Below are 16229 nucleotides of genomic sequence, written 5' to 3'. Positions count from 1 at the left end.
ATCAGCCTGTCCAGGTCTCGCGGCAAGAGCCGGGCGATACCCAGTTTGCCGCCAGCAAGTCGGATTAGAGAGGTGAAGAGGCGATCCCGATCGCGATGTGGGACTAGGTTTGCCCATGCCGTCGTTTAGTGATCAGGGAAAAGTCGGCGACAATATGCAGGGCCAGGTTGATGTAGAACATCGCAACCGCATAAGGGTTCTGGGAGGAGCTAAGAAGGCTATATAGCGCAAGGCAATCCTTGGGCATGCCTCACCGCACCGCCTCGATTGGGCCCTCCGCGCGGCCGTGGATGAATTGCTCCATGTAGGGATCGCCCGATGCATCCATCTCGGCGACCGGACCGGTCCATTGGATCACGCCTGCGTGCAGCATGGCCACATTGTCGGCAATGGCGCGGACTGAGGTCATGTCGTGGGTGATGGTCATCGCGGTTGCGCCCATTTCCACCACGATCTCGCGGATCAGGTCGTTGATCACGCCCGACATGATCGGGTCGAGGCCCGTGGTCGGCTCATCGAAAAAGATGATCTCCGGCTCTGCGGCGATCGCGCGCGCAAGGCCCACGCGTTTTTGCATGCCGCCGGACAGCTCTGCGGGCAGGCGGTCGGCCACATCGGCCTTCAGCCCCACGCGGCGCAGTTTGTCGATGGCGATTGCGCGGGCTTCTTCGGTGGGGCGTTTGAGCGATCCGCGCAACAGGCGGAAGGCCACGTTTTGCCAAACCGGCAGCGAGTCAAACAGGGCCGCGCCCTGAAACAACATGCCAAACCGCGCGAGAAACGCATCGCGATCACCGCTGTCTGCCGGTTTGCCATCGACATGAATGGTGCCACTGTCGGGTTTGATCAGGCCGAGGATGCTCTTGAGAGCTACGGATTTGCCGGTGCCCGAGCCGCCGATGATCACCATGGAGGTGCCCTTGGGGATCGTCAGGGTCATGCCCTGCAATACCTTGTTGTCGCCAAAGGCCTTATGGACGTTTTCCAGTCGGATCATAGCGAGAAGAACACCCCGGTCAGAACAAAGTTGGCAGCTAGGATCAGCACGGCCGCAGCCTCCACCGAGCCTTTGGTGGCGCGACCCACGCCTTGGGCACCGCGGCCAGACTGCATGCCATAGTAACAGCCCATGGTGGCGGCGATGGTACCAAAGGCCGCGCCTTTGACCAGCGAGGAGACGATGTCGCGCAGCTCCAGGAAATCCACCGTGTTCTTGAGATAGGCCGCAGGATTAAAGCCGAGGTTCTGCGTCGCCACGATGTAACCGCCCATGATCCCGATGATATCGCCAACCCCCACCAGGACCGGTACGGTGATCAGCGCGGCCAGAACACGGGGCGCGACCAGATATTTCATCGGATGGGTCGAGAGGGTCACCAGCGCGTCGATCTGTTCGGTCACTTTCATTGTTGCGATTTCAGCGGCGATGGACGAGGTGACCCTTGCGGCGATCATCAGACCGACCAGAACGGGACCGAGTTCGCGCACCATACCGATGGCAACGATCTGTGGCACCACCGCTTCGGCGTTGAAGCGAGCGCCACCAGCATAGATCTGCAACGCCAACGCGCCACCGGTGAAAATCGCCGTGAGCCCAACAACCGGCAACGAGAGCCAGCCAACCTGCAGCAGCGCATTCAGTACCTCACGTGGGTAAAAGGGCGGGCGCAGCATATGGCTGAAGGTCGACAGCCCGAAGATCGCCACCCGGCCCACAGCGCCGAGCGCGCCAAGCACCATTTGCCCCAGGCGCGCCAGGGCGCCGATGGGCGAGAGCGGCGAAGGTTGGCTCATCCGGTGTAGCTCCGTGCATAGCGCGCGCCCAAAGAGGTCAGCAGCTCATAGCCAATGGTGCCTGCTGCATCGGCCAGCATGTCGACGGTTTGCTGTTCATCCAGGATGGTCAGATGATCGGGGGTGTCTGCCAGATCGGTGATGTCCACGGTGATCAGATCCATGGACACGCGCCCAACCACCGGGCAACGGGTCTGTCCCGCGAATACGCCAATCTCACCAGCGCCAAGGGCACGGTGCAGCCCATCCGCATAGCCCGCGGCAACGGTTGCGATCCGGCTTGGGCGGGCGGCGGTCCAGGCATTGCCGTAGCCCACGGTTTCGCCCACATCGAGGTCGCGGGTTTGGATCACCGGCAGGTCCAACTGCACAACCGGCAACCCGTCGCTGAAGGGCAGACCGCCATAGAGGCCAATTCCGGGACGACAGAGGTCAAAGTGATAGTTGCGCCCAAGCAAGAGCCCTCCGGTGGCCGCAAGGGAGCGGGGCACGTCCAACCCATTGGTCAGCTCGATGAAGGTCTGCAGTTGCTGTGCATTCATCGGGTGGTTTGGCTCATCCGCGCAGGCCAGATGCGACATCAGCAGAACCGGCTGCTGGCCAAGGGCGATGTCGCGCACGGCGGCCCATTCGGCAGCCTCCATGCCGAGGCGGTTCATGCCGGTGTCCAGCTGCACGCCGAAACTATGCCCGGGCAGCACCTCAAAGTGGCGCAACATCTGGTCAAGCGAGTTGAGCATGGGCGTCAGCTGGAACTCCCGCAGAAGTTTGCTGTCGCCCTCCATGTGACCGGAAAACACTGAAATTCCCGGACCGGCACCAATTGCACGACGCAGCGCCACGCCTTCTTCGGCGGCGGCCACGAAAAAGTTGCGGGCGCCAGCCTTGGCGAGCGCCTGGCCCACCCGTCCGGCATCCAGGCCATAGCCATTGGCTTTGACCACGGCTGCGGTTTCGCAGGTGGTGAGGGCATCCAGATTACGCCAGTTGGTGGCCAGCGCGTCGAGGTTGATTGTCAGTTTTGCGGTACTCATGGGCTGTTCATGACATGGGCGCACCACAGGTCAAGAGGGAAACAGCATTCTGACCCCGGCTTGAGCGGTCTTCGGCGTGTTTTGCAGCGAAGCAGATTGGAGATGGGCGGGCTGCACCGCAGGGCGGGCCTTTTGCCGAGTGGCAAACGATTTCGTCGGATCCGCGATGACCAATCCAGCTGCAAACCATCTGGGGCCGGAGGTTGCCCACCACCGACAGGGGCGGGTATGCCCAGCCCGGCGGCAGCAGATGGCCAGTGTCTCTGGTGCCGCCGGGCTATGTAGGGTCAGTATTCCGGCGCGTGTTCCTGCTGCCAGGCTTTGGCGAGGTTGCCGAAGCGGGTGAACTGCGCCTCAAACGCAAGCTCCACGGTGCCGATGGGGCCGTGGCGCTGTTTGCCGACGATCACTTCGGCTTTGGCATGGAGCCGCTCCATCGCCTGTTTCCACTCTTCCATCTTGTCCAATTCGTGATCGCCGGGTTTTTCGCGTTCTTTGTAGTATTCCTCGCGAAACACGAACATCACCACATCGGCATCCTGTTCGATCGATCCCGATTCCCGCAGGTCCGACAGCTGGGGGCGTTTGTCTTCACGGCTTTCCACCTGGCGCGACAGCTGGGACAGGGCGATCACCGGGATGTTCAGCTCTTTGGCGATGGCTTTCATCCCCATGGAGATTTCGGCAATCTCGTTCACGCGGTTGTCGGCCATACCACGGCACAGCTGCAGATAGTCGATCACCAAGAGATCAAGCCCATGGGTCCGTTTCAGACGGCGCGCCCGCGCGGCCAACTGTGAGATCGGCAGGGCGGGGGTGTCATCGATGAACAGTGGGCAGCTTTCGAGATCCTTTGCCGCTTGCACGAACCGGCGGAATTCATCCTCTGTCATGTCGCCCTGACGAATTTTATGCGAGGAGATTTCCGAGGCTTCGGCGAGGATACGGCCAGCCAGCTGTTCGGCGGACATTTCGAGCGAGAAAAACCCGACCACGCCGCCATCCACTGCGCCTTCGGTGCCATCGGGTTTGGTGCCACGTTTGTAGGCCTTCGCAACATTGAAGGCGACGTTTGTCGCAAGGGAGGTTTTCCCCATCGACGGGCGTCCCGCAAGGATCAAAAGGTCAGAGGGGTGCAGACCACCAAGCTGTTTGTCGAGATCCGACAGTCCGGTGGAAATCCCGGCCATGCCGCCACCGCGTTGATAGGCCTCGTTGGTGACATTCACCGCTTCGGTGACGGCCTTCAGGAAGGATTTGAAGCCGCTTTCCGTCTGGCCTTGTTCGGCCAATTTATAAAGCGATTGTTCGGCTTCGACGATCTGTTCTTTGGGCTCTGAGGCCACATCTACGCGGCGGGCCTTGTCGGCGATGCTGCGGCCCAGGGCGATCAATTCGCGCCGGATCGCCAGGTCATAAATCATCTGCGCATAGTCGCGCACCGCAAAGGCAGAGATCGATGCGCCTGCAAGCTTCGCCAGATACGCCGGGCCGCCCAACTCGCGCAGCCCTTCGTCATCTTCCATGAAGGCCTTGAGCGTCACCGGTGAGGCCAGCGCGTTTTTCGAAATGCGGGCCGCTGCAATTTCATAGATGCGCGCATGAACCGGATCGTAGAAATGCGCCGATGTGATGATCGAGGCGACCCTGTCATAGACATCATTGTTGGTGAGGATCGCACCCAAAAGCTGTTGTTCCGCCTCCACGGAGTGCGGCAGAACAGCGGCATCGTCGGCGGCAGCATCCTCGCCCTGTGGCGCAGAGGGCAAATTGGGGTCAAAAGGCGTGATGTCGTTCATTGCAGCTCTCGATTTTTGCATCGTACATAGCGTATTTTTCGGGGTGATGGCTATCGGGAAAACCCTGTTGATGGCCTGTTGATCACCTGTGGATAAGCGCCCGCCACTTGTGGGCAACCTGCGAACGCCTTGTGGGATCATGTGGCGGTTCGCTCTTTTGCCGCCCTCGCGTTGTGGTGCTAACATATGCGCCAAAGACCCGCGTAAAATCGTCTGGCGGCGTAATTTGGCTTCTGCTGCCTGCGGTTAGGCGCTGAGCGGTGCGGGCAACCGTCCGTCCAAATGGCAAAGGCACCGCAGAGTTGCGATGCCTTTTTGTTTTGTGGCTGCTTATATCATAAACAAGCTGCTCGGAGCTCCGTGCCCCATCGGCCTTATGGGCGCTGAGCTGGACTGGGCGGGCCTGACGTGCGATCTGCGCTGGACTTGAGCCTCAGCCCGCAGCGTGCGCCTCTTGCCAAGCGCGAGGGCCCTTCAGGAAGCGCTCCACCTCATCCAGTGTGGCTGCAGAGAAAGCCTCTTGTTGGCGGGCCTCCGCCAGCACGTCCCACCAGGTGCACAGGTAATGCAGCGCAACCCCGTGATCGCCCAGGGTTTTGGTGGTTTCCGGGAAGATGTCGTAGTAGAAGATCACCGCCGTGTGACCACAGCTGGCGCCTGTTTCGCGGATCGCATCCACGAAGGACAGTTTGGAGCCGCCATCGGTTGTCAGATCCTCAACCAGCAGCACCCGCTCGCCCTCTTGCATGGCGCCCTCGATCCGGGCGTTGCGGCCATAGCCCTTCGGCTTTTTGCGCACATAGCTCATCGGCAGCGCCATGCGCTCTGCCACCAGGGCTGCAAAGGGAATGCCTGCGGTTTCGCCGCCGGCGATATTGTCGAAGGCTTCAAAGCCCGCATCCCGCATCACGGTGACCACCATGAAATCCATCAAGGTCGAGCGGATGCGCGGAAAGGAGATCAGCTTGCGGCAATCGATATAGCTGGGCGATGGCAGACCGGAGGCTAGCGTGTAGGGCGTTTCGGTGTTGAAGTTCACCGCGCCAATCTCCAGCAGCATGCGGGCGGATAGGCGGGCGATCTCATCTTTGCTCGGGAAGGAAGAGGGGATCATGGCAGTGTCCTTATGTCGGCGCGAGCCGCCGGGTGCGGATGCCTCCGGCGGGGATATTTTTGGCAAGAGGAAGGCTCAGGTGACTTTCCAGAAGATGTCAAAGCCCGGATCGAAGACGGTGACGGGGCCGTCCTCTGTGACGATCTGTTCAGGGAAGCGCACGGGGCTGTCTTGTTTTGTCAGCGTCAGCGTTTCGCGGTTCACCGGCAGACCGTAGAACGCCGGGCCGTTTTCGCAGGCAAAGCCCGCCAGCGCGTCGAGGGCCTGTTCTTCCTCAAAGACATGGGCCAGCAGCGGCATGGTGTTGGGCGCGGTGAAACAGCCCGCACAGCCGCAGCTGCTGAGTTTGTTGGGATCGGTGTGGGGTGCGGAATCCGTGCCGAGGAAGTAGCGCGGATCGCCGGATGTTGCCGCCGCGCGTAGGGCGAGGCGGTGTTCTTCGCGTTTGGCCACCGGCAGGCAGTAATAATGTGGTTTGATGCCGCCCGCCAGGATGTGATTGCGGTTCAGTATCAAGTGATGAGTGGTGATGGTTGCGCCGAGCTGGCCACTGCTGTCTTCGCGGACATAGTCCACGGCGTTACGGGTGGTGATATGTTCCATCACCACACGCAAGCCCGGTGTTGATTTGCGGATCGGGTCCAGGACGCGGTCGATAAACACCGCCTCGCGGTCGAAGATATCGATGTGATCTTCGGTGACTTCACCGTGGGTGCAGAGCGGCAATCCGATGTCGGCCATGCGCTCCAGCACCGGGCGGATGCGGTCGAAATTCCGCACCCCGGAAGCCGAGTTGGTGGTTGCGCCTGCGGGGTAGAGTTTTACCGCTTTCACCAGCCCGCTTGCGTGGGCGGCGGCGACATCATCGGGATCTGTGTCCTCGGTCAGATAGAGCGTCATCAGCGGCTCGAAGGTCATCCCCTCGGGCAGAGCGGCAAGGATGCGCGCGTGGTAGGCGGCGGCATCTGCGCTGGTGACCACCGGTGGCACCAGATTTGGCATGATGATCGCGCGGGCGAAATCGCGGGCAGATTCGGGCAGGACGGCTTGCAGCATGGCGCCATCGCGCAGATGCAAGTGCCAGTCATCGGGGCGGGGGAGGGTCAGCTGGGAGGTCATGAGGTCCGCCTAGCACAGGGGCGGGCAGAGGGGAAGCGGGACCCGCAGATGTGGCGTCATTCGCTTTGGCCCAGCCGGGGTTGCTCGCGTTGGGAGCTGTTGAGTTGAATTCCAGTGTGCAGGATTGTGCGGATGCGCAGGATTGGGCGGAAAGACCGCGCTGCGCAACAACGCCGTTTGGTTACGCAGCCGGAGGCAGGTGAAACTCTCCGGCTTCGGCGCGTTTTTCCAATTGCTGCAAGCGGCGGCGGAAGCGCGGTGCGCGCATCCGCTGGGCCACATTGCGGCACAGCAGTGTCATCAGATAGGGGCGGTCTTCGCGGTCGAGCCGTGCCAGCAGGTGACGCAAATAGGGCGCATTGTTGCGGCGCGCGCGGTAGAGTTTGTAAAACCGCTGCCGTGTCAGACGGCCGGCGCCAGCCAGCGCGATCACGTGATAAAGAATGTCCATTTCGATCAGCCGTGTCTGCACCGTGCCGCCAAGATGGGCCATCGGCAAGCGGGTCACCGCCTTGCGGGCAAAGAGTGCGGCATGCATCGCATCGAGGTGTTCCTGGGGGTCGAACAGAACAAAAGCGTCCTGCGCAGCGTCCAGCATATCGGGGGCATAGCCATAGCGGCTGGTGAAATCGAGGCCCCGTTGCTCGCTAAAGCGATCATCCCAATTGGTCAGTTGCGGGTCCAGCGTCGCTTGCGGTTGGATCGCCACCACGGTGGCGCCTGGCGCGGCCACCGAGAATGCAGCCGCGGCATAGCCGCAGGGTCCGGCACCGTAAAACACCACCTTGTCGAATTCGTCAAAGAACCCATCGTCGATCAACTGGTCAAAGAACCCATAGATGGTCTCTTCTCGAAACCAGGTGTCACCGTTGGACACAAGGCACAAATGCGACCAACCCAGATTGCGCACCAGATCGAATCCGAGCGGTTGTGCCTGTTCAGACAGGTTATGGATGCCCTGGCGTGTTTCGAAGCTGACAAGGAGCGTGTTGCCCTGATCAATGAAGGTTGCGAAGTGGTTGGCGCCCAGGCTCTGATACATGCCGTTTTCCTCTGCCAGGGCGGCCATCCGCTCCTGCCATTGGGCCGGCTTCAATCCGGACAGATCTTCGTCCAGTGTATCCAGGGTGTCCTGTTGCATTGCCTTGTCCTTTTGCCCCGTTTTGGCCTTGTCTCGGCTTCGTCTTGCCGGTCGCTGTTGTACCGTGCGCGACACTCCAAAGACGTTTGACCACGATGATGCGCTGCCGCTGTCAGCCGAGGGGGGTATTTCGCCTTACTCATTGCTACCTGCGAAATAAGGCTAAAATTGGAAATTGTAAGGCCGCTTTGTCGGCCAGATGAGTGGCCTGATGGTTGGTAAGAGCGCCAGTCAGTCGGTTTACCTGCCGCTTCAAACGACGGTTAGCCGTCAGATCGAAGAGCGCCTGTCGCGCAGATCCACAGCCCGACGCGCCATCACGGGTCGTGGCGGGATTTTTGCGCTGCGGCCTTTCGCCCGAGTTCGGCAAAACCCGCGAGCGTGCGTGCGGTGGTTGCGCTGATCGGCCGAGACGGTGGGGTCATCAACAGGCGGGAGAACAGGCTGCGAAAGCGATCCTCCTGCATCAATTGGCGAAAGCGGTCATGGCGCCAATGGACCGCCTTGCCATGCAGCTCAGTGATCTGCTCGTCCGCCAGCAAGGTTGCCATGATCTGCTGCCGTGCCTCTGCGTAGCGGCTGATCGACTGGTCGGTGTCGCTGTTGAAGTTGCGCTCCACCCAATAGTCCATGCCCAACTGATCATCTGCATGAACGGCCCTGCCACGATCGGCTTTCAGCAGAAAACTCTCCATCGCGCCAAGGGGATAGTGGTTCAACTGGACGAGACCGAAGTTGGGTTGGCCATAGGTGGAAAACACCCGTTCTCGCTGAAATCCGCTGTCCAGCAGGCGGCCTTCGCCATCGTACCAGCGATAGGCTGACAGATCCGCATCCGGGGCGGCGTTGCGCGGACGGTGAACCCCCAGTTTCTGATAGGTGCCATTGTTGCGATACAGCGTTTTGAACATGGCGGCACGCCATGGCCAGTGGATCACCGTAGGTGCGCAGCGGGTGAATTGCTCGGTCACGGGGCGGTCTTCGTAGCGGGTGATATCGGCATTGCCAAACAGCCGCCAGGTCAGGGTGATGGCATCTGCGTCTGGCAATGCGGCCAGCAGATCCTCCAGCCTTCCCGCACCGACGTGGATGTTGACAAATTCATCGATATCAAGAGCCAGTATCCAGTCCGCTTTCCGCACTAGCCGGTGTTTGCCTGCTTTTTTCAAGCCACTGAACTGGATGCCGGATTTGTCGTAGGGCGGATCATTGCGCAGATGCGTAAGCAGGCCAAGCGCATCGAGACGGTCCAGCATCTGGTCGCTGCCATCCTGGCAATTGTTGGACAGCACCAGAATGTCGCGAAAACCCACAGCCTTGTGATGGGCGATCCATTCCAGCAAAAACGCGCCTTCGTTGCGCTGGGTCAGCACGGCCAGGCTGCGCATCTTAGACATGCCCCCGTTGGGTTTGACCGGATGATGCGACCGGATACGCGGACGGTTGGGCCATGGCTCAGCTCTCCAGATCCAAGGCGAGCGCATAGGCGACCCGCTCTTCTGCCGTCAGTTTCAGGCGTGTCGCTTGCGAAAACAACTCTTCAAATTCGGGCAGCTCATGCAGCTCTGCGGCCTTTTGGCGGTGCCAGCGCAGGCCGTCTTCGTGCAATTGGCGCAGCTGCGGGTCGGACAGAAGCCGGTCATATTCAGCGCGCAGTCTGGGCAGATTGCGCTTGATCGTCAGATCGGTGTGATCGTTCCAATCCATCCGGATCCAGTAGTTCAGGCCGATGGAGCGATCCACATGCAGGGCGCGCCCGCGCTGACGCTTGATCAAAAAGCTCTCGGCAGAGCGCAGCGCATAGTGGTTCAGCTGAACCAGATCGTAACCAATGGTGCTGCGCGAACTGCGCCAGCCATTGGTGATGTTGTCGGCGGTCATGTCCTGCCCAGATCCATTGACCCATTTTACCTGATCGCGCTGGGCGTCGACCAGTTTGTTGGGGCGGTGGCAACTGATTTTCTGATAGGCGCCAATGTTGCGGAACATGGTCTTGAAGCCCCAGACCGTGTGGGGCTTGGGGCAATATTTCGGCGCGCAACTGTCGAACCGATCGATCACAAAACCCGGGTCGAGCCGGGTCTGACCGTTGTGGCCGAACAGCCGCCAGGTCATTGCGATGTTGCTGGCATCGGGCACCGCTGCAAACAGATCCGTCAAGGTGCCATTGCCGCATCGGATGTTGATGAACTCGTCCACATCGATGTGAATGATCCACTCTGCGGATTGGATGATGGGTTCTTTCAGCGATTGGTTGAGCGCGAATTGCTGTGGCGAGTTTCCGCGCCAGTTGTCGTTGTTGCGATGCTGCAGAACACCCATCTCCTGAAGCCGGTCCAACAACTCTGAAGTGCCGTCTTCACAGCCATTTGTGTAGATCAGGAAATTGTCGACGCCGATGGCGCGGTGATAGGCCACCCATTCAAGGATATAGGGCGCTTCGTTTTTCATGCAGCCGACAATGACCGCGCCACCACCCTCGCAGGGTATGTCACGCGGGGATGCCTCGCTATAGGGCGCGACCGGTGCGGTTTCATCGATCCGACCCATCCGATTGTGTGGTGCCAGCGCGGAATTGCGCAGTTTTGCGAGGTTTTCCAGCGCGCGCGGTGGCAGGATATCACGGGCACCGGGCGACAGTGGCGTCAGATCTTTGGCCGATGATGCGCCTTTGCTGTTTGACGCTGCGCTGGCGGCGCGATCTCGCTGCGCAGCGGCGCTCGCAGCGTCCAACTGCGGCAGGGCTGCGAGCAGCGCGTGGCTGGCGCGAAAGCCAAACTCTGGGTCAGCCTCTCGCCAGTGTGGAGTGACCGCAGGTTTTTCGATTTGCTGACTGCCCGGATTATCGCCCTGACAATTGCCCTGACTATTGCCCAAATGGTCGCTCAGCTGATCGCTCTCTTGTTGCACGGGTTGGATGGTGTCAGCCAACCCCAGAAGACGTGCCCGCAGGCCGGGATGGCGCCGCAGCAGCTTTTGGTTCTGTTCCTGAAACCGTGCGTTGACCGCCTGCACAAAGGGTAGGTCAGGGGGCGTTTCGGATCCTGGCGGGAGGGCTGCGTCATTCAACAGGGAGCGCCAGGCCGGACGCGGCACAATCATATGGGGGCGGGCCTGCAGCAATTGTTGCAGACGATGGTTTAGCCGCCGCCAGCGTGTTTGCGTCGCCGCCGAGGGCAGAGCAGGCACATCGTGGGCGGTCTGCCCGATGTGCAAGGACGGCACATCGAAGGTCTGGCTCAGTTCCTCCACCAGGCCCGGTCCGGCAAATGCTGCCGCGTCATAGCTGCGCAACTGCAGCGAGCCCGGACCAAACACAGCCTCCCAGCGGCTCTGTAGCGATGCATAGTCCAGCCAGAATGGCGCGATCTGCGTGGTTTCAAACAGGCCCGCGCGCGGGTCAATCTCGCGCGTGGCGAGATCCTCCAGGCACAGATCCCACCAACAGCCGGGCTGCGCCAAACACTCCAGATCCCGCGTCAGCGGCAGCGAACGGCCCTCGGCCAATTGTCCGGCATAGCCGCGCAGCAGCCCCTCTGCCGGTTCGGGAACATGGGCCACGACGGAAATATCAGCGCTGAAACGCCCTAGCAGATCCCGCAGCCGCGCCATCTCTTCCTCGCGGTGGATCTGGCTGCCCAATTGTTCTGCAGACAGCAGGATCACATCCGGGCGGGCGACGCTCACCTCGCGGTCCAGATCGGACATCAACCGCTCGCGCAGCTTGCTCTGTGAGGCCGCATCGCGGAACCCGCGATTGTAGCGCAGCGGATCCACATGATCCGGGTTGGTGATGGCCATGAACAGGCGGGTGTGGTTCTGCCGCCCCGGGCTGCGTGGAAATAAAATACCATGGCTGCGCAGTTGGTCGCGCCCGGCCGCCAGCGCCGCCTGCAAGCGTTGCGCCCCTAGGTAATCTGGCCCGATATGCAGGATGATCCGCGTCATGTCTCGTCTGTCCGGGCCTGGCTGATGTTGGTTTTACCCCACCAGGGCAGATCGCAGCCCACAAAGGCCGAGACAGCGGCCTGCGCGTCGGGGTCGGCCACATCGATCTCTAGATATCCGGGGTCATTGCGGAACCACTGGGCCAGCGCCCCATAATGTCCGTCGATCCAGCGCATCTGTTGATCGCGGGTCTTTCCATAGCCCACCGGCAATCCAGGCACGGTGCTGTTGGGCAGGCGTTGCGTGCCCAGGTTGCTCCAAAAGGTGATCGAGCGCGCATGCTGCGCCGTATCCCGTCGGGTTGCGATGAATTTCACCTCCGGGTGGTGATGGCGCAGGGCCTGCAACAGGGCAAAATCGAACTGGGGCCAGACCGAGTGTTTGCCGTAGATGTAGGAAATTTCCGCCAACGCATCATATTCAGGCATAAGCGCCATGGGATCGCCGCTTTCGTAAAGCCCCTGATACAACAGCGCGCCGACAAAAACGCGCTCCTGATCGGGATCTGACCGGCTCTCGCGCTCTTTCAGCCGGTGATCGGCGACACTGAAACCGCCCGCAGAGAGAGCCGTGGCCAGCGTGGTGGTGCCGGATTTCGGAAGGCCCAGGTTAATGACAAGTGGTTTCATGCCTGCGCCTCCAATTCCTGCAACAGAGCCACCTCAGCCGCGGGCAGGGTGGGGGTTGCCAGCAAACGCGCGCGCAGGGTTTGATAGGCCGGTTGCGTCATCAATTCGGCGCAGCGCGCGCGGTGTTTGTCGACACAGCGGGTATGCAGCGCCGCGATTTCTGGGTCAGCCAGCATATCACGCAACGCCGCCTCCAGGGCTGGCAGATGGCGCTGGATCGAGCGGTCCTCCCAGGCGGGATCATTGCGATCCTGCCAATAGGCCAGATCAAAATCCCGGTGTTCCCGGTTGACGTCGCCGCGGTCGTTTTTCACCAGATAGCTGTCCAGTGATCGCAGCGCATAGTGGTTCAGTGTGGCCAGCTGGCGCGCGCCTTTGGCGTTGTATTTGCGGATCCAATCCTGCGCTGCAGCCACAAGAAAACGATGCGGCACAGTGCGGCCAGACCCATCGGTCCATCGCGGGCGGCTCTCTTTTGGCAACTTGCTCGGGAAAAAAGGGCGATGCGCGCCGTAATATTGCAGCGGGAAATCCTGGCGCACCAGGGTCTTTACCTCGATGGCCCGGCTGCCATTCCACAGATCCGGCGTGTGACTGTGGTTGAATTGCGCAATCACGGGCTGGTCCTCGAACCGCTCCACGCCGCCGTTGGCAAAGAATTGAAAGGTCACCGAAATCGCCTGCACATCTCCGGCGGCTGCAATCAGCGCGGGCAGGCGATGATCGCCTACGTGGATGTTCAGGAACTCATCAACATCAGCGATCCAGACCCAATCGGCCTCTGCCACAATCGGTTGATGGCGCGCATGTTTCAGCGCCTCCATCTGATAGTTGCGCCCCTGTGCCGGGTTCGCCAGATGCTGCACCACACCGCGCTGCGCCAAGGCATTCAGCAACTCATCCGTGCCGTCGCTGCAGTCATTGGAATAAAACAGAAAATCAGTGACGCCGATCAGCCGATTATAGGCGATCCACTCCAACAGGAACGGGCCTTCATTCTTGACACATGTCACAGCTGTGATGCGCATTCTGTCTCCTGCCTGCGGCCGGTGTGCCCGGCTCTTTGGGACCCCATCGGGATGTGGCCCGTCTCCACCTTAGCGGTGTTTGCACGGCTCTGCACCCTTTGGTGTGTCGCAGGCGGAATCGCATTGCCCGCAACCAAGGTCAACGGCCCTGATCCGAGGTCTCGTCTGCCATCACCGAAGTGTTGCCTATTGGACCAAAGTGGCAGGCTCGGATGCTTGACCCGGATCTGGGGACGTGGCCCACTGCGGCGAACGGCGGCGAAAAGGAGGGGTGAGATGGCACAGGGCAATCCAGACGAAATGGCAACCCATGGCGGGGAGGCAGGCCGCCCCGCGCTGCCCGGAAGCATTGATGCAGTGTCTGATTTGCTGGCCGATGGCGGCTATGTCGCGGATCGCGGCTTGGCGACTGTTGTGTTCTTGGCCCTGAAACTGGGCCGTCCCCTGTTTCTGGAGGGCGAGGCAGGCGTCGGCAAAACCGAAATCGCCAAAACCCTGGCCTCCGCCCTGCAACGTCGCCTGATCCGGCTGCAATGCTACGAAGGGCTGGATGCGGCAAGCGCTGTTTACGAATGGAATTTTGCCGCCCAGATGATTGCCATCCGCACCGCAGAGGCCAGTGCCGCTGGCACGGATCGCGCCGCCTTGCAGGCGGAGCTGTTTGGGGATGACTTCCTCATTCGGCGTCCCTTGCTGGAGGCAATGGAGCCCGACCCAAGCGGCGCGCCGGTGCTTTTGATCGACGAATTGGACCGGACCGATGAACCGTTTGAGGCCTTTCTGTTGGAGGCTTTGTCAGATTTTCAGGTCACGATCCCCGAACTTGGCACGGTAAAAGCGCCGGAGCCTCCGATTGTGATCGTGACCTCCAACCGCACCCGAGAGGTGCATGATGCGCTGAAACGGCGCTGTTTGTACCACTGGGTGGATTATCCCGATTTCGACCGCGAGATGGAGATCCTGACCGCGCGCGCCCCTGATCTGCCCGCGCGCCTGTCGCAGGAGGTGGTGGCCTTTGTGCAGGCGCTGCGGACCGAGGATTTGTTCAAACACCCCGGTATCGCCGAGACGATTGATTGGGCCAACTGCCTGTTGGCATTGGACGTGATCGACCTGTCGCCCGAGGTCATCGCCGACACGCTAGGCGCGGTGCTAAAATACCAAGACGACATCACCCGGCTGCAGGGCTCGGAGGCCAAGCGGATTTTGGATCAGGCGCGCAGTTCTCTTGGCTCTGGCGACGCTGATCCGGCGGGGTGAGCCCTCGACATGCCCGAGTTTCCACCGCTCCCACTGCCTGACACGCCGCGTCTGGCGCAGAATATCACCCATTTTGCGCGCGCGCTGCGGCGCGCTGGCCTGCCGATTGGGCCAAGCCGGGTGGCACAGGCGGTGGCGGCTGTGGCGGAGGCAGGGGTGTCGTCACGGCGTGATTTCTATTGGACGCTGCACGCCTGCCTGGTCTCCAAACCAGAACATCGCACGGTGTTTGCACAGATTTTCCGCCTCTATTGGCGCGATCCTCGGTTTCTGGAACATATGATGGCGGCCATGCTGCCTGCGATCCGCGGCACGCAAGAACAACAAGCCGCCAAACCCGCGCAGAAACGTGCAGCCGAGGCGCTGCTCGATGGTGCCACCGACCCAGACGTTGCCCCGCAAGAGGCCGATGCGCCGATGGAGCTGCAGCTGGATGCGACGCAAACCATGTCGGATCAGGAACGCCTGCGGCAGCTGGATTTCGAACAGATGAGCACCGCTGAAGTGGCAGAGGCCAAACGCATGCTGTCCCAGATGCACCTGCCGATACAGCCCCTCAACAGCCGCCGTCTGGTGCCCACGGCCGGGGGGCGTCGTGCCGATTGGCGGCGCACGCTCCAGCAGGCCGCCCGCCGAGGAGGCGACGTTGCCGCCATGGCGCGCAGCGACCGCCGCCTGCGCTGGCCCAATCTGGTGGTGATCTGCGATATCTCTGGCTCCATGAGCCAATATTCGCGGTTGATCCTGCATTTTCTGCATGCTGTTGCCAATCGTAAGGGACCGGGTTGGGCGCGGGTTCATGGCTTCACCTTTGGCACCCGGCTCACCAATATCACCCGGCATCTGGCGCAGCGGGACGTGGATGCGGCTCTTGCAGCAGCTGGGGCAGAGGCGCAGGATTGGGAGGGCGGCACCCGGATCGGCGCCTGTCTGCATCGCTTCAACCGCGACTGGTCGCGCCGGGTCATGGGGCAGGGTGCCGTAGTGCTGTTGATCACCGATGGTCTGGACCGAGACGATCCGGCCCAGCTGAGCGCTGAAATCCAACGCCTGCAGTTGGCATCACGGCAGCTGATTTGGCTGAACCCGCTTTTGCGGTTTGATGGCTTTGCGCCGAAGGCCAGCGGCATACGCGCGATGCTGCCGCATGTGGACAGTTTTCGGGCTGGTCATTCGATTTCCGCACTGCAAGATCTGGCCGACGCCCTGCGCACAGGCACCGACCAGTCCGAGAAGCAGCGGTTGATGGAGCTGTTGAATGAGGATCCAGCCTGAACCGCCGGGGCAAGCGGCGCAGAAACCCCTGCGCGGATCACCCCGGCTGAGCTTGGTATGGCCTAACGCCTTATGGAACCGGGCCCCT

The 16229-nt window shown here is 61.2% G+C and carries 13 protein-coding genes; 2 read left to right on the top strand and 11 right to left on the bottom strand.

The genetic code is table 11. The features are described 5' to 3' along the window. Positions 1-250 precede the first annotated feature (250 nt). From Q0C28_RS02875 to Q0C28_RS02825, 11 genes are all read right to left on the bottom strand, one after another. On the bottom strand, positions 251-997 hold the full coding sequence (locus Q0C28_RS02875; RefSeq protein ID WP_293573140.1) for an ATP-binding cassette domain-containing protein: 747 nt from the start codon (positions 995-997) through the stop codon (positions 251-253). Next, the gene (locus Q0C28_RS02870; RefSeq protein WP_293573139.1) at positions 994-1794 is read right to left on the bottom strand and encodes an ABC transporter permease; all 801 of its coding nucleotides are present in this window, start codon (positions 1792-1794) and stop codon (positions 994-996) included. The genes Q0C28_RS02875 and Q0C28_RS02870 overlap by 4 nt, the downstream gene beginning before the upstream one ends. Further along, positions 1791-2828, bottom strand: a complete 1038-nt coding sequence (alr, locus tag Q0C28_RS02865) for an alanine racemase (protein ID WP_293573138.1) — start codon at positions 2826-2828, stop codon at positions 1791-1793. Before alr ends, Q0C28_RS02870 begins: the two co-directional genes overlap by 4 nt. A gap of 287 nt (positions 2829-3115) precedes the next feature. Beyond that, positions 3116-4627: a replicative DNA helicase gene (locus Q0C28_RS02860; protein ID WP_293573137.1), complete on the bottom strand. Its 1512-nt coding sequence runs from the start codon at positions 4625-4627 to the stop codon at positions 3116-3118. A gap of 433 nt (positions 4628-5060) precedes the next feature. Continuing rightward, entirely contained in the window at positions 5061-5741 is a 681-nt protein-coding gene (locus tag Q0C28_RS02855) for an orotate phosphoribosyltransferase (protein WP_293573136.1), read from the bottom strand. Between the two features lie 75 nt (positions 5742-5816). Continuing rightward, complete coding sequence (gene pyrC, locus Q0C28_RS02850; RefSeq protein WP_293573135.1) at positions 5817-6860, bottom strand: dihydroorotase; 1044 nt, start codon at positions 6858-6860, stop codon at positions 5817-5819. 181 nt (positions 6861-7041) lie between these two features. After that, on the bottom strand, positions 7042-8001 hold the full coding sequence (locus tag Q0C28_RS02845; protein WP_293573134.1) for a phosphoadenosine phosphosulfate reductase: 960 nt from the start codon (positions 7999-8001) through the stop codon (positions 7042-7044). 317 nt (positions 8002-8318) lie between these two features. Continuing rightward, positions 8319-9389, bottom strand: coding sequence for a glycosyltransferase family 2 protein (locus Q0C28_RS02840; protein WP_293573229.1), 1071 nt, complete (start codon positions 9387-9389; stop codon positions 8319-8321). A 67-nt stretch (positions 9390-9456) separates the two neighbouring features. Beyond that, complete coding sequence (locus Q0C28_RS02835; protein ID WP_293573133.1) at positions 9457-11949, bottom strand: glycosyltransferase family 2 protein; 2493 nt, start codon at positions 11947-11949, stop codon at positions 9457-9459. Then, on the bottom strand, positions 11946-12578 hold the full coding sequence (locus Q0C28_RS02830; RefSeq protein WP_293573132.1) for a sulfotransferase: 633 nt from the start codon (positions 12576-12578) through the stop codon (positions 11946-11948). Before Q0C28_RS02830 ends, Q0C28_RS02835 begins: the two co-directional genes overlap by 4 nt. Beyond that, positions 12575-13606 carry a glycosyltransferase family 2 protein gene (locus tag Q0C28_RS02825; RefSeq protein WP_293573131.1) on the bottom strand — a complete coding sequence of 344 codons (1032 nt, stop codon included), beginning with the start codon at positions 13604-13606 and terminating at the stop codon, positions 12575-12577. Before Q0C28_RS02825 ends, Q0C28_RS02830 begins: the two co-directional genes overlap by 4 nt. A 300-nt stretch (positions 13607-13906) precedes the next feature. On the opposite strand from Q0C28_RS02825, the gene Q0C28_RS02820 reads away from it, so the two are divergent. Together Q0C28_RS02820 and Q0C28_RS02815 are read left to right on the top strand one after the other, a co-directional pair. Beyond that, complete coding sequence (locus Q0C28_RS02820; protein ID WP_293573228.1) at positions 13907-14866, top strand: MoxR family ATPase; 960 nt, start codon at positions 13907-13909, stop codon at positions 14864-14866. 9 nt (positions 14867-14875) lie between these two features. Beyond that, complete coding sequence (locus tag Q0C28_RS02815) at positions 14876-16141, top strand: VWA domain-containing protein (RefSeq protein WP_293573130.1); 1266 nt, start codon at positions 14876-14878, stop codon at positions 16139-16141. Positions 16142-16229 lie beyond the last annotated feature (88 nt).

It is taken from the genome of Phaeobacter sp. (assembly GCF_022825805.1).
In the GTDB taxonomy this organism is placed as follows: domain Bacteria; phylum Pseudomonadota; class Alphaproteobacteria; order Rhodobacterales; family Rhodobacteraceae; genus Phaeobacter.
The sequence above is the reverse complement of the archived record's forward strand: the minus strand, read 5'-3'. Positions and strand labels throughout refer to the sequence as shown.